Source organism: Flavobacterium lipolyticum (assembly GCF_020905335.1).
GTDB lineage: Bacteria > Bacteroidota > Bacteroidia > Flavobacteriales > Flavobacteriaceae > Flavobacterium > Flavobacterium lipolyticum.
The window spans coordinates 2,310,968-2,331,047 of record NZ_JAJJMN010000001.1; the positions used below are offsets into that span (position 1 = coordinate 2,310,968).

The following is a 20,080-nucleotide window of genomic DNA, read 5'->3' on the forward strand; positions in this document are numbered from 1 at the left end:
CCTTTTTTAGTCAAGCTAACTAACCAATCAACCACATTATGAAAAAAACTTTACTATGGATCACATTTTTGTGGTCTGTGGCTGCTTTTGCCCAAATGCAAACAGTAAGCCACTCTGTAAGTCCGTCAACTTTTGAAGAGACTACATCCATTACCATCACCATTAACGGTACAAGTGTTGATGAAGGCAGCTGGGGAATTACCGACCATTCCTTGTACATGTGGGCCTGGGCTTTTGATACCAACGATACTACTCAGAAGGGAAGTCCGGACAATGGTTCCTGGGATGCTTCAAGCGAAGCGAGTAAGTTTACCTATAATCCGGGTACAGATACGTATACCAAAACCATTACACCAACAGTTTATTATAACACCACAGGGATTGGAAGAATTGGGTTTTTAATAAAAACCAAAAATGGAAATGGCGATAAAAAATCGCAGGATATTTTAGTAGAAGTAGGCAGCTTTCAGGTCACTTTGACTTCGCCTATAGAAAACAGTGCATCAATTATAACAGCAGGAGCTAATTTTGATATTGCAGTTACCAATACAAACGGTGCAGCAAGTTATTCCTTAAAGGCAAACGGAACGGTGATTAATACCAACCCAAGTACCGCAACTTATTCCTATTCTCATATTGGGATTACCAACAATCAGAGTTACGAATTGAGTATCACTCAGGCCGGAACCACGATAGTAAAAAAGTTTTCGGTTGTGGTAAATCCGAATACGGTTTTAGAAGCAATGCCAGCGGGCTTGACAGAGGGAATAAACTACAATCAGACCGATGTCACAAAAGCTACTTTGGTTTTGGATGCGCCTTTAAAAGACTTTGTATACGTTGCAGGAAGCTTCAATAACTGGCTGCCAACTTTGGCTTATGCTATGAAAAAAGACCCTGCTTCGGGCAAATTTTGGCTGGAATTAACGGGATTGGTTTCAGGTGCCAATAATACCTATCAATATTGGGTGGTAGATACTACGCCACTGGCGAATTCTCCATCTTTGGTAAAAACGGCCGATCCGTATTCCACTTTAGTGTTATCACCTTTCGATGATTCTTCTATTCCTGCAACTTCTTATCCCAACATGCCTGTTTATCCGGCAGGACAGAACTTTGAGGTTACCGTTCTAAAAACCGGACAAACACCCTACAATTGGCAGGTATCCAATTTCGTAAAACCCGAAAAAGAAAAGTTAGTAGTTTACGAAGTTTTGGTTCGTGATTTTGATGCAGCCAGAAACTATCAAAGTCTGATAGATCGGATCGATTATTTCAAAAACCTTAAAATTAACGCCATCGAATTAATGCCGGTAATGGAGTTTGAAGGCAATGAAAGCTGGGGATATAATACCTCGTTTCACATGGCTTTGGATAAATTTTACGGGACTTCGGATAAATTAAAAGAGTTTATTGATTTATGTCATCAAAACGGAATTGCAGTAATTCTGGATGTTGCTCTAAATCATGCTTTCGGAAGAAATCCTATGGTGAGAATGTGGATGAATGATCCGGATGGTGACGGTTTTGGCTCACCAACTGCCGAGAATCCCTATTTTAATACAGTGGCTAAACATGCGTACAATGTGGGGGAAGATTTTAACCACCAGTTGCCAAAAACGCAGAACTATGTTGATCGTGTTATCAAACAATGGATTGAAGAATATAAAATTGACGGTTTCCGTTGGGATTTAACCAAAGGTTTTACGCAAAATTGTACGGCTTCTGATGGAGCATGTACGGATGCCTATCAACAGGACAGAGTAGACGTATTAAAAAAGTATGCTGATTATTCATGGAGTTTGGATCCTACACATTATACAATTTTCGAACACCTGGGCTCAGATACTGAGGAAAAAGAATGGGCTAATTACAGAATTGCTGAGACACCGTCTAAAGGAGTAATGATGTGGGGGAAAATGACAGGACCTTACAACCAATTGTCAATGGGGTACGCAAGCGAGAGTAATATTTCAAGGATGTCAAGCGGGAATCATGGTTTTACCGCAAACCGATTAATGGGATATGCTGAAAGTCACGATGAAGAACGTTTGATGTATAAAAACATACAATATGGAAATTCAGGAGTAGGGTATAATGTAAAAACGTTAAACACTGCATTGTCCAGAATGTCGGCAATTGGGGCTGTTTCATTATTAGTTCCGGGACCAAAAATGATCTGGCATTTTGGAGAATTAGGATGGGAGAATTCTATTTTTACCTGTAATGATAATTCAGTCAATACTGATTTTGATGCCACTGGAGGCGATTGTAAACTCGATACAAAACCACAGCCTCAATGGGTTAGTAATTGGCTGGGTAATTCGGCACGCAGTAAAATTTACAACGACTGGGCAAAGATGATTACCTTGAAAATAAAAGAGCCTGTGTTTTTGGGAACTACTGTAATTGCAAATACAAATTCATTATCAGTGAACATTAAAATGACCAATCCGGCCTTGTCTTCAACCCAGTTAAAGGATGTTTTAATAGTGGCAAATTTTGATGTTACAGCACAAAATGTTCCAACAGGTTTTCAATATACGGGTACCTGGTATAATTTGATGGACAATACTACTATTAATGTTACTGACGTAAATGCTCCCTTAAATCTTCCTGCCGGAGAGTATAGAATTTATGGTAACAAAGTAGCAAATTTAGCCATTACGGATTTTGAAAAAGGAAGTGCAGTTCATCTGTATCCGAACCCGGTTACAGATTATTTTACTTTAAATGTACCAGTGTCAAAAGTTCAGGTATATGCAGTTTCCGGTCAATTAGTGAAAAGCTTTAATGCGAAAGGAAATAGGGATTCTCAGTATGCTGTAAACGATTTGAAAACAGGTTTATACCTTGTGAAAGCAGTTGATGAGAATGGGCATACTCAGGTAATGAAGTTTATTAAAAAATAATTTATCGAAATAAATAGAAAAATAGAACTGACAGGTAAAAGATTTTTGGTTTTGTTAGTGGCGAGAAAGGACTGTCTATTTTTAGACAGTCCTTTCGTTTTTTATGATCTTTTTATTTTAGTATTGTATTCTCCTGCTACAGCAAAATAGCCAAAAGTGCCTAACCCCAAAACAATTAATGGAGTGAGAATGAAAAGAATAATGATTCCGAATACAAGATCGTCTTGTTTGTCTGAAAGCAGTTTAGGTAAGCCAAATTCGAAAATGCAAAAATAAGTCGATGCGATTGCCAGTATAATCCACAGTACACCTAAAGCTTGTTTGATTGAATTCATAAATAGTATATTAAAGGTGATTTGTTTGATTTTTATTGTCGATGTAAACCATTCCAATTACAAAACAAACCGAGGCTATAATAATTGGGTACCAAAGTCCGTCAAGATAAAAATCATCTTTTCCGGCAGCTTTAGCATGAGTTACAAAATAAGTTGAAATTGCCGGGAGTAGTCCGCCAAAAATTCCGTTCCCTACATGATAGGGAAGTGACATCGAAGTATATCTGATTTTAGTTGGAAACAGTTCCACTAAAAACGCTGCAATTGGGCCATAAACCATGGTAACAAATAAAACCTGAATGAAAACTAAGAAAATTAAAGTCCATTCATCATTAGAATTGATATTGATAACAACACTGCTTTGAGATTCTTTTTGATCGGCAAAGTTTGTTTTCTTCTCTGTATACGTAGTTCCGTCAGTATAGGTTTTTGAAATCGTGGTAATGGTTTGATTTTCTTTAAAAACAGCTGTATTTGTAGTTGTTTTCTCCACTATTTCAGTCTTGTGTTTTAGGTCGGTTGTGTTGTACATCTTTTTGTAAATAGGTCTGTAAAACAAAATAGCAAGTAGCATTCCTCCCATCATAATATGTTTTCGTCCTATTTTATCACTCAGCCACCCGAAAAAAATAAAAAACGGTGTTCCGAATAACAATGCAATTCCCAGTAATTCATCTACTTGTGATGAATTAATATTCATTACCGTTTTCATAAAACTCATGGCATAAAATTGCCCCGTGTACCAAACCACGCCTTGCCCCATAGTGGCGCCGAACAATGCGAGTAAAACAAATTTCAGGTTATATCGATTCCCGAAACTTTCTTTTAAAGGATTGGTGCTAGTTGTTCCTTCTTTTTTAGCTTTGGCAAATACAGGAGATTCATCCATGTTTTTACGAATCAAATAGGAGATTCCGATCATCACAATAGAGACCCAAAACGGAACACGCCATCCCCAGGAATCAAAATCTTCGGGCGAAAGAATGTTTTTTGTGGCTAATATGACCATCAAAGAAATAAATAAGCCAACTGTTGCGGTAGTCTGAATCCACGAAGTCCAATAACCCTTTTGTCTCGCAGGAGCGTGTTCTGCCACATAAGTAGCAGCTCCTCCATATTCGCCTCCAAGAGCAAGTCCCTGAAGTAAGCGAAGAATTAAAACCAATAAAGGAGCTAAAAAACCAATTGTTTCATAACTCGGAATACAGCCAATTAAAAAAGTAGAGCCTCCCATTAATAGTAGCGTCGCCATAAAAGTGTATTTGCGGCCAATGATATCACCAAGTCTTCCGAAAAACAATGCTCCAAATGGCCGTACTACAAATCCGGCAGCAAAAGTGGCTAAAGTCGATAAGAATGCGGCAGTAGGATTGTCACTGGGGAAGAATTTGGTTGAGATGACCACCGCTAAACTACCGAAAATATAAAAATCATACCATTCAATCATGGTTCCCATTGACGATGCCGAAATTACTTTCCAGATGCCCTTTGTAGCGGTATTGCTCATAAGCTGACTTTGTGTACTTGATGGTGAATAAAAGTATAAAGTGTTATTTCGCGAATATATAAGATATTTTTTTATTTATTTAATGATTTTTTAACAAAAAAATAATATTTGATAATTGTTTGTTTCTAAGGTAAAATAGTTATGAATCAAGAACAAAATTTGGGAAGAAAAGGGTTGAATGTCCGAAAAACGACAGCATCGTACACAGCACTATGAACTGGATTAAGGCACAGAATTACCCTGAAAGGGCAAAAATGAATCATAAGCGATAGTATTATCTTTTGGTAAATAACACCTAAATTCCGTGTCATCCGTGCCGTTTTTAACCGTAATGTGAATGAAGGATTATGCAAGGAACGAAAATTCTAATAGGAAAGAAAAAGGGATCAAGAACAAAACCTGGGGAGGAATGTCAAAATAAAATTAGAAATTTGTAATCTAAGAATTAGATATGACACCTATAGAGCTTTTAAAATTTATGCTTCCTGATTTTTTAATAGAATACTTTGAAGTAGTTTCTACCACTAACACAGAAGAAGTATTGCATCTGTATTTTGAAGAAAAAATAAAACCTCCACAAGAGTTTAATTCTTTTGAATTGATTTCTAAGGGGTTTCTTGATGAGATTACTATTCAGGATTTTCCATTAAGAGGTAAATTTGTGTATTTACACATCAAAAGACGCCGTTGGACTAATAAAACCAATGGAGAAATCATCAAAAGAGATTGGACTTTAGTTGCTAAAGGAACTCGCATGACTCAGGAGTTTGCGACTTTTTTAAAAGAAATTAATAGATAAGAGTGCTACAGATTGTCATACTATTGGAGGCTTTTTCGGAGTTAACGGAAAGAGACTCCAAAGACAATACAAAAAACATTTAAGCTCGTTTAATACATGGGCTCCACGCGAACATGCGCACCAATGGATGATTTACCCTGAAAACATGGGCACTCATTTATCCATTGACGAGGTGGCTTTGTCTCAGGGGGAACTTTATACTATCCTGACCAACAAGAAATTCAAAGGCAAAAAAGGTTGCCTGGTAGCTATTGTTGCCGGAACTAAAGCAGATCAGGTTATAGAACACATCAGAAAGATTGATTACAAGAAAAGATCTTTTGTCAAAGAGATAACGCTCGATATGGCTAATTCCATGAAGCTAATCTCTAAGAAATGTTTTCCTAAAGCCATACAGGTTACAGATCGGTTCCATGTTCAAAAATTAGCACTCGAAGCAGTACAAGAGATTAGAATCAAACATCGCTGGGAAGCTATGGACTTTGAGAATCAATCGATACTACAAGCCAAATTAGAAAACAAAACATACATTCCCCAGCTTTTACCTAACGGAGATTCTGTTAAACAGTTATTAGCCAGAAGTAGGTATCTACTTTATAAGTCTCGCGAAAAATGGACTCGGAGCCAAGAAGAAAGAGCACAAATGGTATTTGAACTATATCCTGACATTAAAACAGCTTACAATTTAAACCAACAGCTTCGAGGAATTTACAATAACTACAATGACAAACATATTGCCATGACCAAACTGGCACATTGGTATAGAAATGTAGAAGAATCAGGTTTTAAAAACTTTAATATTCTACTCAATACCATAACTATTAATTATCAGTCAATCTTAAACTATTTTGATAATAGAAGCACAAATGCTTCGGCAGAATCTTTCAATGCTAAAATAAAAGCTTTTAGAAGTCAATTTAGAGGAGTGAGCAATATAGATTTTTTCTTGTTCAGATTATCTAATCTTTTTGCTTAATCCCCAACTTTTGAACCTGATCCAGAAAAAGTTTGTGTTAGAATGTTTAATTGCGAAGGAAAAATGGTAAAAACAAAAAACCCACTCGGTGGAGTGGGTTTTGGTGGTACCTCCAGGGATCGAACCAGGGACACATGGATTTTCAGTCCATTGCTCTACCATCTGAGCTAAGGTACCGTGCTGTGCGCATTGCGGGTGCAAAGATAGAATCATTTTTCGTTTATCCAAAACATTTTTTTAAAAAAATCAATTCGTATCTTCGCCTTGCTAAAAAAACAAACATGATTTTAACGGTTGATGTTGGGAATACCCGAATTAAAGCTGCTGTATTTGAGGGTGGTACTGTTCTTGAAATTTTTACTTTTGAGAAAAATGAGCTCGAAAAAAAAATAAAAAAAATTTTAGAAAAATTTCAGAAATGCTCCGATTTGGTTGTTGCATCGGTTGGAAATGTCGAAAAACAATCTTTCCTGACTTTCGAAAAGGATCTAAAAGTTCATTTTTTAACCCATGAGGATATTTTTCCTTTCACCAATAAATATGCAACTCCAAAAACATTAGGAATAGACCGAATGGTTTTGGCGGCCGGAGCAACTTTGAAATTTCCCAGACAAAACAGACTGGTAATTGATGCCGGAACTTGTATAACCTACGATTTCATCGACGAAAATGATAACTATTTAGGGGGAGCTATTTCTCCGGGACTAAGACTGCGTTACGAATCTTTGCACAATTTTACAGCCAGGCTGCCGTTACTCACTTTAGAGTCTCCGGAGGCATATATTGGAGATTCCACAAAACAGGCGATTCACTCTGGAGTGGTCAATGGATTCGTCTATGAGATTGATGGTTTTATCGATGAATATCGGGCAAACTTTTCAAATTTTATAATAATTTTAACGGGAGGTGATGCAGATTTTTTGGCTAAACGATTAAAAAATACCATATTTGCCAATTCAAATTTCCTTTTGGAGAGTTTGAACCAAACATTTCAATATAAAATCGACAATGATTAAAAAAATTATAGTAAGCGCTTGTTTGCTTATCTCGTTCGTTTCATTCGCTCAACAGGGTACTGCATCGCCTTATTCTTTCTTCGGAATTGGAGATACAAGATTTAAAGGAACCCTTGAAAACAGATCGATGTCAGGAGTTGCGGTGGAGCAGGATAGTATTCACCTGAATATTGAAAATCCTGCAAGTTATGCGAGTTTAAAGTTTACAACTTTTACAGTTGGGGGATCTTTTGGTACAACTAATCTGAAAACCGGCGAAAAATCTGAAAAGGCACAAAGAGCTACTTTTGATTATTTGGCATTAGGAATTCCAATGGGAAAATTTGGAGCAGCGTTTGGTTTAGTTCCGTTGAGTTCTGTTGGATATAAAATTCAAAATGACCTTACAGATACAGAAGGAGCTACAAGTACACAGCTTCAGGGAAAAGGTGGAGTTAATAAAGTGTTTTTTGGTTTAGGATATAAGATTAAAAAGAACTGGAATATTGGAGTTGATGCACAGTATAATTTCGGAAGAATCACCACCACAAGTTTAGCACTTAGAACAAATGTTGAAAACGCGACCAGAGAGACAAATGCTTCTGAGTTATCGGGCATTAATTTTAATATTGGTACCATGTATCAAACAAAAATTGATAAAAAACTAAGCTTGTTTACCAGTTTGAATTATACTTTTGCCAGTAACTTAAATTCAAACAGCACAAGAGTTATTCAGGTAGATGGTGATCCGGATCCAATTAATACTCCTGAGCAAACAAATAAACTAAAGTTACCAAATAAAATAACCTTTGGTGCGGGTATCGGGGAAGCCAGAAAATGGCTTGTGGGTACGACCATTTCTTTTCAGGGCAAGGGAGAGCTTGCTAATTTTTACAATACAAGAGATAATGTACGTTACGAAAAATATCAAAAGTATGCGATAGGGGGGTACTATATTCCTAATTATGAATCGTTCACAAGCTATTTTAGCCGAATGACGTACAGAGCCGGGTTAAAATACGAGAAAATTGGTTTGGTAGTAAATAATCAGGAAATCAATGATTTAGGAATGACGTTGGGTATGGGGATTCCACTTAATAACGGATCTTTTTCAAATGTTAATATTGGACTTGAGTTCGGAAAAAGAGGAACAATGTCAGCAGGTTTAGTTCAGGAAAACTATTTCAATTTTAGTATGAGCTTCTCATTTAATGATAAATGGTTCGTGAAAAGTAAATTCAATTAAACATAAACTTTTATGTTTTTTTAAGCTCATTACAATTTACTACATTTGGCAAATGAATTTATCAAAAAGATATACAATAGCGGCTGTCACAGTTTTTACTGTGACACTGTTTTTTGGGTGCGAAAGTAATTTTAAAGAAGTTCAGAAAATTAACTTCTCAGAGTTTGTTCCCGGAAGTGATGCAGATACCGTTGATATTAAATATACAGATTCCGGGCGTATAACCGGGGTTTTGAAAAGTCCTAAAATGCTGGATTATTCTAATTTGGATTTTCCATTTACCGAATTTCCAAAAGGAATTGATGTTACCTTATACGATAAAAATCAAAAACGTACCTTTATCAGGTCAAATTATGCAGTGTCTTATAAACCAACCGGTATAATTGACTTGCAGGGAAAAGTTAGAATCACTTCTGAAGAAGGGCAAATGCTGGAAACAGAACAGCTGTACTTCGATCAGAATAACGAATGGTTTTATACCGAAAGAAAATTTAAGCTTACAGATGCAAAAGGAAGCTCAAATGGGCAAGGGATAGATTTTAGTAAGGATTTTAAAGTGATTAATTCGCAGCGTGTGAGCGGCGAGATCGAATCAGACGAATAAAAAAAGAAATTATGGGTTACATAAAATATACACAATACGTTTACATCATATTTGCCATTTACTTTATTTATGATGGTTTTACAAAGATAAACGATGGAAATGATACCGCCGCTTTAAGTTTTTTAATTGCAGGTATGGCAGTATTTATGTTCTTCTTTAGGAGGAAATTTGTCAAGAAATTTGATGACCGTAATAAAAAGCAATAAACAATGGAAATAGGGATTATAGTATTATGTTTAATATTGTCAGCCTTTTTTTCAGGAATGGAAATTGCTTTTATTTCATCCAATAAAATTTATCTTGAAATTGAAAAAAAACAAGATAATTTTGCCTCACAAATTCTAACAAAACTTACCGGAAATCCTTCAAAGTTTATTGCTGCAATGCTTATTGGTAATAACCTGGCTTTGGTTGTCTATGGCTTTTACATGGGGGATTTGATTCTGAAATGGATCGTCAATTCAGCAGGGCATTTTTCAAATTTAACAAGTTTGCTGATTCAGACGGTTATTTCGACTTTTGTAGTTTTGGTAACTGCTGAGTTTTTTCCAAAAGTTTTTTTTCAGATTTATGCCAATTCGTTAATCAAGATTTTTGCGATTCCGGCCTATTTGTTTTATCGTTTGTTCTACTATTTCTCTACTTTTTTTATTTGGATTTCAGATTTTATTCTGCGTAAATTTTTTAAAACAGAAGGAGATCAGGCACAGTTGTATTTTAGCAAAGTTGAATTGGGGAATTATATTGCAGAACAAATGAATGCTGTTGAGGATGATGAAGAAGTAGATTCTGAAATTCAGATTTTTCAGAATGCATTGGAATTTTCAGGTGTAAAAGCCCGTGATATCATGACGCCGCGCACGGAAATTGTTGATATTGATTTGTTTGACAACGTTACAGATCTTAAAGCGTTGTTTATAGAAACTGGATATTCGAAACTTATAGTGAGTCAAAACTCACTTGATGATATTGTAGGGTATGTGCATTCGTTTGATTTGTTTAAAAAACCAAAAACCATAAAATCGGTTTTGATGACGGTTGAATTTGTTCCCGAAACCATTTTGATAAAAGATGTACTAAATCTGTTGATCAAAAAACGAAAAAATGTGGCCGTAGTTCTGGATGAATACGGAGGAACTTCCGGAATTATTACAATAGAAGATATCGTTGAAGAGCTTTTTGGTGAGATCGAAGACGAGCATGATTTAGATGAGGAATTGATTGAGCAGGAATTAGGAGAAGGCAGGTATTTGTTCTCGACCCGATTAGATGTAGAATATCTCAATGAAACCTATAAATTAGCTATTCCTGAGGAGGATTCGTACGGGACTTTAGGTGGTTTTATTGTCAATTCGACCAAAGAAATTCCTCAAAAAGGAGAAGAAATACGAATTGGAAACTATCATTTTGTGATTGAAGAAGCCACAAATAAGAAAATAGAATTGGTTAAATTGACAATAAAAGAGTGATTTTTTAAATTAATAAAAAAAATTGTGTAAAATAAAACGCTAGTTGTATTGTTATTAACTAGATAATTGTATTTTCGCAAACTGAATATAAAATTAACGATAATAAAAATGGCAGTTTTAGCAAAAATTAGACAGCGTTCCGCTTTATTGATAGGAGTTATTGCACTTGCATTATTTGCATTTATAATACAAGATCTATTCACAAGAGGAACCTTTGGTCAAAGTTCAAAAGATGTGGGAAGCATCGATGGAAAAGATATTTCATTTGAAGACTTTAGAGTTAAAGTTAGTAATGTTGAAAAAAGTGGTCAAGGAATTACTTCCACTGAAGCTGCAAACAGAGTTTGGGACCAGGAGGTTTCAATCGCATTATTATCAACACAGTTTGATAAATTAGGATTGAGAGTTGGTGAAAAACACCTGCTTGAAGTTTTAAAGGCAGATCCGAATATTGGTAAAAACCCAATGTTCTTAAATGCTGCCGGTATTTTTGATGTAGCTAAATTTAAAGAATACTTTAAAACGAATCCTGAAGCAGCACAATTTATCTCTCAAAAAGAAAAAGATGCTGAGCTAAACGCTAAATTTCAAATCTACAATACATTAGTAAAATCCGGACTTTACACTACGGTAAGTGAAGGAAAACTAAAATATGAAATGGAAGCTAACAAAGTAAACTTTGCTTACGCTGCTGCTTTGTATTCTTCAATTAAAGATAGTGAAGTGAAAATTTCTGATTCAGAGATTGTAGAATATATGAAGAAAAACGAGAAGAAATTCAAAGCGGATGCAACTCGTGAAATTCAATACGTTTTAGTAGAAGATAAAGCTTCAAAACAAGACGAAGCTGAAATTAAAGCTAAAATTACTGCATTATTAAACGGAAGAGTAGAGTACAATGCTAAAACAGGTAAAAACGATACTTTGCCAGGATTTAAAAATGCTACTAACATTGCTGAATTTGTAAACTCAAATTCTGATGTTCCTTACGATTCAACGTATGTACCTAAAAATGCTTTGCCGGCTGTTGATGCTGATAAATTATTCAGCTTGCCTGCAGGAGCAATTTACGGACCGTATGTGTACGGAAGATACTATGCAATTTCTAAATCTTTAGGATTTAAAGCAGGAGTTAATGCAAAAGCAAGTCATATTTTAATTGGATACGAAGGTTCTCAAACTCCAAATACAAAAGAGAAAAGAACGAAAGAAGAAGCTAAAGCTAAAGCAGAAGAAATTCTGGCTCAGGTTCAGGCAAACCCTGATAGTTTCATGATGTTGGCTTTCACAAGTTCAGATGATTCTTCTGCACAACAAGGAGGAGATTTAGGATATTTTGGCCCAAACCAAATGGTGAAACCATTCAATGATTTTGTATTCAGTAACGGAATTGGAAAAGTTGGTTTAGTTGAAACTCCTTTTGGATTTCACGTAATCAAAATTACCGACAAACAAGACGGAATTCGTTTAGCTACTATCGCTCAAAAAATTGAGCCTTCTGAAGCTACTTCTGATAAAGTATTTACATTGGCAACTAAATTTGAAATGGACGCTGCCGATAAAGATTTTAATGCTACGGCAAAAGAATTAGGTTTAAAAGTGGCTGCTCCGATAACTGCAAAAGCTATGGACGAAGCATTTGGTCCATTAGGAAATCAACGTAACATCATCAGATGGGCATTTGATAAGGAAACGAACACCGGAGATGTAAAACGTTTTGAATTGGCAAATATCGGTCACGTAATTGCACAATACAAAAGCGAAAACAAATCAGGTTTAGTATCTGTAACTTTGGCAAGACCTTATGTGGAGTCAATTTTGAAAAACAAGAAAAAAGCGGAGATCTTAAAAGCAAAAATGAAAGGTTCATCACTTGAAGCTATTGCTAAGAGTGCTGGTGTAGCCGTTCAACAAGCGGCTAACGTAACTATGGATAGCCCGGTATTGCCTGGAGGTGTTGGACAAGAGCCAAAAGTAGTAGGTAATGCATTTGCATTAGCTGCAAACAAAATCTCTGCTCCAATTGAAGGTAATACAGGTGTATATGTAGTGAAAAATATCAGTACAGTAAAAGCTCCTGCAGCTGCTAATCACGCAGAATATGTTGCTAAAGTAAAAGCACAAAGCGCATCTGATGCAAGTAGAATTTTACCGGCATTGAAAGCCAACGCTAAAATTGAAGATAATAGATTACAATTTAACTACTAGTTTTTAGTTAGTTAAAAGTTTATAAAAAACCTGCTCGTTAGTTCGAGCAGGTTTTTTTTATGAAATTTCTAAATTTAATATAGTATTTTTCTTATATTTATAAAAATATATTTGTATGAAAAATACTAAAAAATCAGCAATCTTCCTAATGGTTTTAGGAGTTGCAGTGTTAACAGGTCGTTGTGCTTTAGAAGAGGCAGGAGGGAAACAAAAAATAGAGCAGTCTATTACGGTTAATGAAGCGAAGGTTTGGTTTGAACAGTATCAATCAAAAGTAAAAATCGATTCGTCGTTTAAAAATCAGATTTATAAGTGGGATAGTGCAACCACAGAAACTTTCGAAAATGGGTCTGAGGCGATTGTGGTTACTGTTAAAGATAATAATCTTAGCGATGCCTATAAAGGACAAAAACTATTGTATTTGTATCCATCAGAGGATAAAAAAGAATTTTCGGCTACATTATATGAAATAATACCGTCATCGGAATCTTTAGAAAAAATAAAAAGTTCACAGGATTTAGTTAACTTTAATGGATATATCATTGCCTGGGATTTAGAAAGCGGATTTGTAAGCGGAGCAAAATTTGAAAACTCCAATACGACAGCAGGGCTAACAGGACTTAGAGTAATCTCTCCGGAGGAGGCAGAGCGTCTGAATAAATCGACAGCTAAATCAGATCCTATTGAATTAGATGAAGTGATCATTCGCAGGGAAAAATCCGAAAATAAACAGGATTATGGAGGGGGTGGAAGTGCAGGAGGTTCTTATGGAGGCAGTTTAAACTCAGGATCGAAGGGAAATAGTCCGAAAGGATATGTGAAATCTCCGGGAGGTGGAGGAAGTGGAAGTTCAGGTTCGACAACTTCGGAAAATGCACAAAGGATAGAAGAGCAAATTAGTGCAGACAAACTGGATGCCTGTACCAAAGCAGTTTTGGAAAAATTGAAAAATTTAAAACAGGCCGATCTTGCAAAAATGATTACTCGTTTTAGTGCGGGGGGATCTGTTTTTAATATAAACATGTCAACGGGACAAGTGCAAAATAATGATGCAAATGTTTGGGCACAAACCACTAAGACCAACGGGAGTACTAACGATGTTGATATGGTTTTCAATCAGGATTATATTTACGGAACAGGTAATACAAATCCTCCTACCGATTTGTCTGTTGCTGCTACAATGGCGCATGAGGTTATACATGCTTATCTGATTAGTCTATTGAATGAAAATAAAACTTTAGGAGCTTCAATAATTTATGACTTTCCAACTATCTATGAAGCTTATGTACAACAAGAAATTGGAAAGAATCCTAAAGCCCTTCCAGATGAACATCATGAGTTAATTGCTAAAAAATATATCAATGCAGTAGCGTCTACTATCCAGGAATTTCATACAGGGCAACCGGTAACTTCAGGTTTTCCTCGTCAGATGTATCTTGATATGGCTTGGGGGGGACTTGATAAGACTAAAATATTTGATGCCACTTATCCAAACGATCCAAATCATAAGAATTATAAAGATCGAGAAAGAATTTTGAATAGAATAATTACAGAAAAAAAAGGAGAACTATATGGTTGTACTTCTCCTGTAGGAACACCATGTAAAAAATAAAAATAATGGAACAGTTTAAAAAAATACTTGTAACAATTTATTTTTTCTTTTTCTTATATGCTAACGCGCAATATGTTAAAAGCTCTGAGCCTATTAATGCATTTTTAGCAACTCAAAAGATAGATAAGGAAAAGAAATATATTTTACAAGCTGATAAGGTTTCAAATAAACAAGCTTTAAGAATTTTTAATGGTGGTGAAGGACCTGATCATGTTGGGGAGCCAAATGTTCCTATAGATTATAAAGACGGTTTGTTTGTAGAAAAACATTGGAAAAAAATGTATGAAAAATACGTGTCTGATACAATAAAAAGATATTGGAGAAAGGAAGATTTTCCTGAGTATGATTTTGTATTAGAAAGTAAAGATGGTTTATTTGGATCGGCATTTCACGATAAATATATGAATAGTAAGATAGAAGATGTTGTAATGGTTTCCGAACCTATGTATTATATGGATAGAAAATATGTAATGTTTTATTACAATGTGGCATCTTTTTTTGGCAGTAATCAGCCAGAAGTTGTCATTATGAAAAAAGAAAAAGAAAAGTGGATTGTAGTTAAAGTGATTGGCGATTATGTTTATTACTAGTTTATAGTTTAAATATTGAATTTAAAACTAGTCTTTTCTTCAGTTCTTGTTAAACAGGTCTATCTCGACATGACTTGGGGAGGACTTCAAGGAATTCAAGTATTTAATAAAAATTATCCTCATGATCCTAACGATAAAAATTATAAAGAACGTGAAAGAATTTTTGCTAGAATTAATGCCGAAAAATTGGGTTCTCAATATGGTGTAGTTTCTTCTGTAGGGACATCTTGTAAAAAGTAAAACTATGAAAGAATTAAAAAAAATATTTGTGGTAATTCCCTTTTTTATTTTATCCTGTACCGGTACACAATATGTAAAAAGTTATGAACCGATTAATGTGTTCCTGGAAAAAGAAATAATAGAAAAAGGAGGAAAATACATTTTGCAAACAGACAAAGCATCTAATGCGATAGTACTACGTATTTTTAACGGGAGTGAAGGATCTGAGCATATAGCAGACCCTCATTATTATATTAACGATGGTTTGTTTGTAGAAAAACATTGGAAAAGAATGTATAAAAGGTATATCAATGATACGATTAAGAAATACTGGAAGAAAGAAGATTTCCCGAAATATGAGTTTATCTTAGAGAATAGTAGAGACTGGCCCAAGCTTCCTTATAAGAGTGCTAAATATTTAGACTATGAAGTTATGATAATTTCTGAACCTATGTATTATAGAAATAAAAGATATATTATGTTTTATTTAAGTACATCATATTTCAGTAGTGGCTCTAGCCCGCAAGTCGTAGTTATGAAAAAAGAAAAAGGAAAATGGATTGTTGATAGAACAATGTGGGAAGAGGTTTTTTATTGATAAACAGATTGGAACTAGAAGATTTCCAAAGCATTTCCCGGCTGACTCTCAGGTGTATCTGGATTTGGCTTTGGAAGGGCTTCAAAAAACGAATATATTCCTATAAAGAACGGGAAAGAATTTTCGCGAGAATAACTGCAGAAAGAAGAGGAGAACTATATGGCAGCACTTCTCCTGCAGGAACACCATGTAAAAAATAAAAATAATGGAACAGTTTAAAAAAATACTCATATTATCTATTTCTTCTTTTATTTTATCGTGTGTCAGTACAAAGTATGTAGATAGTTATGAGTCGGTAAATGTATTTTTGAAAACACAGAAGTTAGGCAAAAAAAAATATATTTTGCAAAGTGATAAAGGAAGGAATAAACAAGCATTAAGGATTTTTAACCGTGGAGAAGGGGCAGCTCATATTATAGATTCTTCAGATCCGGTTGACTATACTGATGATTTATTTGTCGAAAAACACTGGAGAAAAATGTATAGAAAATATGCAAAAGATACAATAAAGAAATATTGGAAAAAGGAAGATTTCCCTGGGCATAATTTTTTTTTAGAAAAGGGCACTGGTTTAACGTTAAAATATGATATAGGGATTAAATATATGAACAGTGGAATTGAAGATGTTATAGTAATCTCAGAACCCATGTATTATTGGAACAAAAAATACATTATGTTTTATTTTAATATAGTGTCTTTCTCAGGTAGTTTGGAACCTCAAGTTGTAATCATGAAAAAAGAAAAGAAGAAATGGATTGTAGTTAAAGTGATTGGCGATTATGTTTATTATTAGTTGTGATTGAGATTCTGTGTAAGCACTTTTTTTTTGTTTAAATAAGATATATGATAACAGAAGTTTTAAAAAGAATGCCTATTTGTATTATCCTAGCAATATATATCTGGACTTCAATAGCAATATAAACCGAAATGTTCTAACAGAATGTTTCGGTTTTTTTTATTGTTATATATTGAGTGCGAGTAGAGGGCTTTGTTATTTGGATTTTTGGTTTTTTTTGTGAGGAATTTTGGTTAAAAGTTTGTGGTATTAAGAATATTACAGTTAATTTGTTGAAATTATATTCCAAAATTCAAACAAACCCCACTTAGGACTGATGAATAAATACTTTAGTAATCTAGCATTCCATCTTTATGTTTAAGCTGTTGAAAAGAAAGCCCAGAGCTTATTCTAAGATTGAAAATCATATTTTCGGAATAATAACAGAGCTTTTAAAATTGAGCAGTACCGAAATCAATGGGGATGAATTAGGGGGGAAGTATTATTTAAGTAACGAAGAGCAGCATTTTAAAGTGACGGTCTTAGGTAATGATTATGTAATCAGGTTAACCAATACAAGAGATTCTGTTGCTGAAAAGTATGATAAAGCTTTTGTGGATGACGTTTTGAAGGCAATAAAAGAAGAGAAGCATCGCAGAATGGAAGAGGTTTATGATTCTATAACCAATAACATAGAAAAAATGGCTGAGCGACTGCACAACACACTTAGAGAATCTAATGAGCAGGAAAATCAAAAAGTCCGAAAACTGGAAACCAAAGATCGCGAAAGTAAAAAGGTAAATTAGAACCTTCTTTTTTCTGGTTTTAGATCATTTAAATGTGAAGACTTTATTTTTGCAGAATCATTTCTTCGTAAGTCAGGATGGTTTCGTATCCTTTTGAAGTAAAATAAGATCTGGGATCTTCTTTGGAGATTGTCATCACAAAATCTCCACCCCAGGCACCAAGGCTTTTTACAACTCCATTGAAATCCGGAAAAGCGGCTTCTTTGACGGTTTGCATTTCTAGAATATCACTCAAATGAACCTCGTGTTTTTCAGCGGCAAGAGCAAATTCTTTTGCTGTTTTAGCGTTGATAAGAGCGGAGGTAATTTTGTTGTTTTCGGCTATATTTTGCGCTAAATTCTGATTTTTATTGTTGTAATAGGCTTTTATGGCTGCTTTACTATTCTGTTTTTTATTGAGATACACAAAATGAATTTTATCTGTAAAATCCGGGTTAAAAGAGATCGGTTTTACAGCATTATTGTCAATTTGATAGAGTATTGGCGTGTCATTTTGTGCACAGGCAATGTCATAACCACTGCCACCAAAGCTGTTTTTTAATAAAGTAAAGGCATTGACTCTGGTCCATTGTGCAACATTGTTTAATAAAGTTGACGAAGTACCTAATCCCCAGTTTTTAGGAAATGTAAGATGTGTGCTGATCTTGTAACCGTCAGTATCTTTTAGGAAATCTGGGTTCAGAAGATAAGCTTCATGAAGAATTTGAATCAAAGTCGTTTTTACAGTCTCGATTTCTGTCTTTGGATTGTCGATGATCTCTGAAAAAGGAATCGAATTCTCAAACCATAGCTGTCCGTCAAAATCGTAGCTTTTCCAGATGATTTCCTGGTTAGTGCCATTTTCAACCACCAGATTCTGGCCAAATTTGGTAGGTAAGGCAAAAGCGTCAGCTCCGTCTAAAACAAGGTATTCTCCGGAAATAAGCAATTTTCCGTTACTGTAAAAAGTTGTTTTCATTCTTCAATTATAAATTAAATTCCAATCCCCAAACGTCGTTATAAATTCCAAATTCCAATTAACCTTGGAACTTGGAATTTGAAGTTTGGAATTTAAAAATTTTACTTTTTTCTTAGATTTTCAATAAACTCCACCACAGCGCTATGTGATACGGCACTTTTCTTGAAATGAGTTTTAATTAAATGACGTTCTTCTTCAGTTGCTTCAAATTGATTGATAATATTGTTCAGGTGCATCTTCATGTGTCCCTCCTGGATTCCGGTGGTAGTTAAGGAACGTAAGGCAGCAAAGTTTTGTGCGAGACCGGCAACTGCAACGATTTCCATTAATTCTTTTGCAGAAGGTTTTTCAAGAATATCAAAACATAGTTTTACCAATGGATGCAAAGAAGTCAATCCGCCTACAGTTCCCAGTGCTAAGGGAATTTCAAGCCAGAAGGTGAAAATTCCGTCTTCAATTTTAGCATGAGATAAACTTGAATATTGACCGTTTTTAGAAGCATAAGCGTGAACTCCGGCTTCGACTGCTCTAAAATCATTTCCGGTGGCCAGAATTACAGCGTCAATACCGTTCATAATTCCTTTATTGTGAGTAACAGCTCTGAAGGGTTCTACTTCGGCGATTTGAACCGCCTGTACAAAACGCTCGGCAAACTCCTGCGGATTCGGAATGTGTTTTTCTGTTAAATCTTCGATAGGGCAGGAAACTTCTGCTCTAACAATACAATTTGGTACATAATTAGACAAAATACTCATAATTACTTTTAGAGTCTCATCTTCCGAAAACAGATCAGAATGTTGAAATTCATCTTTTAATGTAGTAGCAAATTGCTCCAGACAGGAGTTGATGAAATTAGCTCCCATGCTGTCTTTGGTTTCAAAAGTAGCGTGAAGCTGAAAATAATTTTCCAGAAGACTTCTTTTGTCTTTTAGTTTTATGTCTAAAATTCCGCCACCGCGTTGTTGCATATTTTTAGTTATGCTTTGTGTGTCAGTAAATAATGTAGGTTTAATCTGGTTGAAAAAAGATTGCAGTTTTTCAGCATCTCCGTTGAAGGTAAAATGGACCTGACCTATTTTTTCGGTAGCCATAACCGTTGCTTTAAAACCGCCTCTGGTCGACCAATATTTTGCTGCTTTTGATGCTGCGGCTACTACCGAACTTTCCTCAATTGCCATCGGAATTGTGGTATATTTTCCGTTGATTAGGAAATTTGGCGCTACTCCTAACGGGATGTAAAGGTTTGTAATGGTGTTTTCGATGAATTCATCGTGCAATTGCTGTAGCTTTTCGTCTGTATTCCAGTAATTTCTTATAATAGAAAGGGCTTCTTCAGGGCTTGAAAAATAGGTATTGGCAATCCAGTTTATTTTTTCTTTTTTGGATAATTTCGAAAATCCGGCAACGGCGTTGTTCATTCTCAGTATTTTAAATAATAAAGTTGCGGCAAAGATACTATTTTAAGACTTTT

General features: G+C 35.1%; 19 protein-coding genes and 1 tRNA gene. 15 read left to right on the plus strand and 5 right to left on the minus strand.

The genetic code is table 11. From position 1 onward, the window contains the following. Nucleotides 1–38: 38 nt before the first annotated feature. Nucleotides 39–2,912, plus strand: a complete 2,874-nt coding sequence (locus LNQ34_RS10245; RefSeq protein WP_229999563.1) for an alpha-amylase family glycosyl hydrolase — start codon at nucleotides 39–41, stop codon at nucleotides 2,910–2,912. A 101-nt stretch (nucleotides 2,913–3,013) separates the two neighbouring features. Here LNQ34_RS10245 and LNQ34_RS10250 read toward each other — a convergent pair whose 3' ends face one another. Further along, nucleotides 3,014–3,247, minus strand: coding sequence for a DUF6814 family protein (locus LNQ34_RS10250; RefSeq protein ID WP_202702885.1), 234 nt, complete (start codon nucleotides 3,245–3,247; stop codon nucleotides 3,014–3,016). A 10-nt stretch (nucleotides 3,248–3,257) separates the two neighbouring features. Next, complete coding sequence (locus LNQ34_RS10255) at nucleotides 3,258–4,754, minus strand: MFS transporter (RefSeq protein WP_229999565.1); 1,497 nt, start codon at nucleotides 4,752–4,754, stop codon at nucleotides 3,258–3,260. A 451-nt stretch (nucleotides 4,755–5,205) separates the two neighbouring features. Between LNQ34_RS10255 and LNQ34_RS10260 the strand changes: the two genes are divergently transcribed. Then, a complete protein-coding gene (locus LNQ34_RS10260) occupies nucleotides 5,206–5,553 on the plus strand; it encodes an ISAon1 family transposase N-terminal region protein (RefSeq protein ID WP_229998832.1) in 348 nt (115 codons plus the stop codon). A 22-nt stretch (nucleotides 5,554–5,575) separates the two neighbouring features. Then, complete coding sequence (locus LNQ34_RS10265) at nucleotides 5,576–6,529, plus strand: ISAon1 family transposase (protein WP_428979061.1); 954 nt, start codon at nucleotides 5,576–5,578, stop codon at nucleotides 6,527–6,529. 101 nt (nucleotides 6,530–6,630) lie between these two features. Here the strand turns inward: LNQ34_RS10265 and LNQ34_RS10270 are convergent. Then, nucleotides 6,631–6,706 (minus strand) — tRNA-Phe (locus tag LNQ34_RS10270). Between the two features lie 104 nt (nucleotides 6,707–6,810). On the opposite strand from LNQ34_RS10270, the gene LNQ34_RS10275 reads away from it, so the two are divergent. From LNQ34_RS10275 to LNQ34_RS10330, 12 genes are all read left to right on the plus strand, one after another. Beyond that, nucleotides 6,811–7,545 (plus strand): type III pantothenate kinase, encoded by a 735-nt coding sequence (locus LNQ34_RS10275; protein ID WP_229999574.1) that lies wholly within the window; start codon nucleotides 6,811–6,813, stop codon nucleotides 7,543–7,545. Next, nucleotides 7,538–8,770, plus strand: a complete 1,233-nt coding sequence (bamG, locus tag LNQ34_RS10280) for a BamG family beta-barrel-assembly machinery protein (RefSeq protein ID WP_202704201.1) — start codon at nucleotides 7,538–7,540, stop codon at nucleotides 8,768–8,770. Before LNQ34_RS10275 ends, bamG begins: the two co-directional genes overlap by 8 nt. Before the next feature lie 52 nt (nucleotides 8,771–8,822). After that, a complete protein-coding gene (gene lptC / locus LNQ34_RS10285) occupies nucleotides 8,823–9,374 on the plus strand; it encodes an LPS export ABC transporter periplasmic protein LptC (protein ID WP_202704202.1) in 552 nt (183 codons plus the stop codon). A gap of 11 nt (nucleotides 9,375–9,385) precedes the next feature. After that, nucleotides 9,386–9,580, plus strand: a complete 195-nt coding sequence (locus LNQ34_RS10290) for a hypothetical protein (RefSeq protein WP_017494781.1) — start codon at nucleotides 9,386–9,388, stop codon at nucleotides 9,578–9,580. Nucleotides 9,581–9,583: 3 nt separating this feature from the next. After that, the gene (locus LNQ34_RS10295; RefSeq protein WP_229999576.1) at nucleotides 9,584–10,843 is read left to right on the plus strand and encodes a hemolysin family protein; all 1,260 of its coding nucleotides are present in this window, start codon (nucleotides 9,584–9,586) and stop codon (nucleotides 10,841–10,843) included. A 108-nt stretch (nucleotides 10,844–10,951) separates the two neighbouring features. After that, nucleotides 10,952–13,051, plus strand: coding sequence for a peptidylprolyl isomerase (locus LNQ34_RS10300; RefSeq protein WP_017494783.1), 2,100 nt, complete (start codon nucleotides 10,952–10,954; stop codon nucleotides 13,049–13,051). Nucleotides 13,052–13,166: 115 nt separating this feature from the next. Further along, entirely contained in the window at nucleotides 13,167–14,663 is a 1,497-nt protein-coding gene (locus LNQ34_RS10305; RefSeq protein WP_229999578.1) for a hypothetical protein, read from the plus strand. Nucleotides 14,664–14,668: 5 nt separating this feature from the next. Beyond that, a complete protein-coding gene (locus LNQ34_RS10310) occupies nucleotides 14,669–15,253 on the plus strand; it encodes a hypothetical protein (RefSeq protein ID WP_229999580.1) in 585 nt (194 codons plus the stop codon). Nucleotides 15,254–15,322: 69 nt separating this feature from the next. Next, the gene (locus tag LNQ34_RS10315; protein ID WP_229999582.1) at nucleotides 15,323–15,493 is read left to right on the plus strand and encodes a hypothetical protein; all 171 of its coding nucleotides are present in this window, start codon (nucleotides 15,323–15,325) and stop codon (nucleotides 15,491–15,493) included. Between the two features lie 4 nt (nucleotides 15,494–15,497). Then, complete coding sequence (locus tag LNQ34_RS10320) at nucleotides 15,498–16,070, plus strand: hypothetical protein (RefSeq protein ID WP_229999584.1); 573 nt, start codon at nucleotides 15,498–15,500, stop codon at nucleotides 16,068–16,070. 205 nt (nucleotides 16,071–16,275) lie between these two features. Further along, nucleotides 16,276–16,863 (plus strand): hypothetical protein, encoded by a 588-nt coding sequence (locus tag LNQ34_RS10325; protein WP_229999586.1) that lies wholly within the window; start codon nucleotides 16,276–16,278, stop codon nucleotides 16,861–16,863. 356 nt (nucleotides 16,864–17,219) lie between these two features. Then, complete coding sequence (locus tag LNQ34_RS10330; protein WP_017494789.1) at nucleotides 17,220–17,651, plus strand: hypothetical protein; 432 nt, start codon at nucleotides 17,220–17,222, stop codon at nucleotides 17,649–17,651. 43 nt (nucleotides 17,652–17,694) lie between these two features. Here the strand turns inward: LNQ34_RS10330 and LNQ34_RS10335 are convergent, their stop codons facing one another. Both LNQ34_RS10335 and LNQ34_RS10340 read right to left on the minus strand, forming a co-directional pair. Continuing rightward, nucleotides 17,695–18,609 carry a GYDIA family GHMP kinase gene (locus tag LNQ34_RS10335; RefSeq protein WP_229999588.1) on the minus strand — a complete coding sequence of 305 codons (915 nt, stop codon included), beginning with the start codon at nucleotides 18,607–18,609 and terminating at the stop codon, nucleotides 17,695–17,697. 101 nt (nucleotides 18,610–18,710) lie between these two features. Next, nucleotides 18,711–20,027 carry a hydroxymethylglutaryl-CoA reductase, degradative gene (locus LNQ34_RS10340; protein ID WP_202700613.1) on the minus strand — a complete coding sequence of 439 codons (1,317 nt, stop codon included), beginning with the start codon at nucleotides 20,025–20,027 and terminating at the stop codon, nucleotides 18,711–18,713. Nucleotides 20,028–20,080 lie beyond the last annotated feature (53 nt).

Coding starts and splice junctions, on each gene's coding strand:
- LNQ34_RS10340 (WP_202700613.1), bottom strand. CDS start 20,027: ATGAACAACGCCGTTGCCGGATTTTCGAAATTATCCAAAAAAGAAAAA.
- LNQ34_RS10325 (WP_229999586.1), top strand. CDS start 16,276: ATGGAACAGTTTAAAAAAATACTCATATTATCTATTTCTTCTTTTATT.
- LNQ34_RS10255 (WP_229999565.1), bottom strand. CDS start 4,754: ATGAGCAATACCGCTACAAAGGGCATCTGGAAAGTAATTTCGGCATCG.
- LNQ34_RS10300 (WP_017494783.1), top strand. CDS start 10,952: ATGGCAGTTTTAGCAAAAATTAGACAGCGTTCCGCTTTATTGATAGGA.
- LNQ34_RS10295 (WP_229999576.1), top strand. CDS start 9,584: ATGGAAATAGGGATTATAGTATTATGTTTAATATTGTCAGCCTTTTTT.
- LNQ34_RS10335 (WP_229999588.1), bottom strand. CDS start 18,609: ATGAAAACAACTTTTTACAGTAACGGAAAATTGCTTATTTCCGGAGAA.
- LNQ34_RS10330 (WP_017494789.1), top strand. CDS start 17,220: ATGTTTAAGCTGTTGAAAAGAAAGCCCAGAGCTTATTCTAAGATTGAA.
- LNQ34_RS10275 (WP_229999574.1), top strand. CDS start 6,811: ATGATTTTAACGGTTGATGTTGGGAATACCCGAATTAAAGCTGCTGTA.
- LNQ34_RS10315 (WP_229999582.1), top strand. CDS start 15,323: ATGACTTGGGGAGGACTTCAAGGAATTCAAGTATTTAATAAAAATTAT.
- bamG (WP_202704201.1), top strand. CDS start 7,538: ATGATTAAAAAAATTATAGTAAGCGCTTGTTTGCTTATCTCGTTCGTT.
- LNQ34_RS10320 (WP_229999584.1), top strand. CDS start 15,498: ATGAAAGAATTAAAAAAAATATTTGTGGTAATTCCCTTTTTTATTTTA.
- LNQ34_RS10310 (WP_229999580.1), top strand. CDS start 14,669: ATGGAACAGTTTAAAAAAATACTTGTAACAATTTATTTTTTCTTTTTC.
- lptC (WP_202704202.1), top strand. CDS start 8,823: ATGAATTTATCAAAAAGATATACAATAGCGGCTGTCACAGTTTTTACT.
- LNQ34_RS10260 (WP_229998832.1), top strand. CDS start 5,206: ATGACACCTATAGAGCTTTTAAAATTTATGCTTCCTGATTTTTTAATA.
- LNQ34_RS10250 (WP_202702885.1), bottom strand. CDS start 3,247: ATGAATTCAATCAAACAAGCTTTAGGTGTACTGTGGATTATACTGGCA.
- LNQ34_RS10290 (WP_017494781.1), top strand. CDS start 9,386: ATGGGTTACATAAAATATACACAATACGTTTACATCATATTTGCCATT.
- LNQ34_RS10245 (WP_229999563.1), top strand. CDS start 39: ATGAAAAAAACTTTACTATGGATCACATTTTTGTGGTCTGTGGCTGCT.
- LNQ34_RS10305 (WP_229999578.1), top strand. CDS start 13,167: ATGAAAAATACTAAAAAATCAGCAATCTTCCTAATGGTTTTAGGAGTT.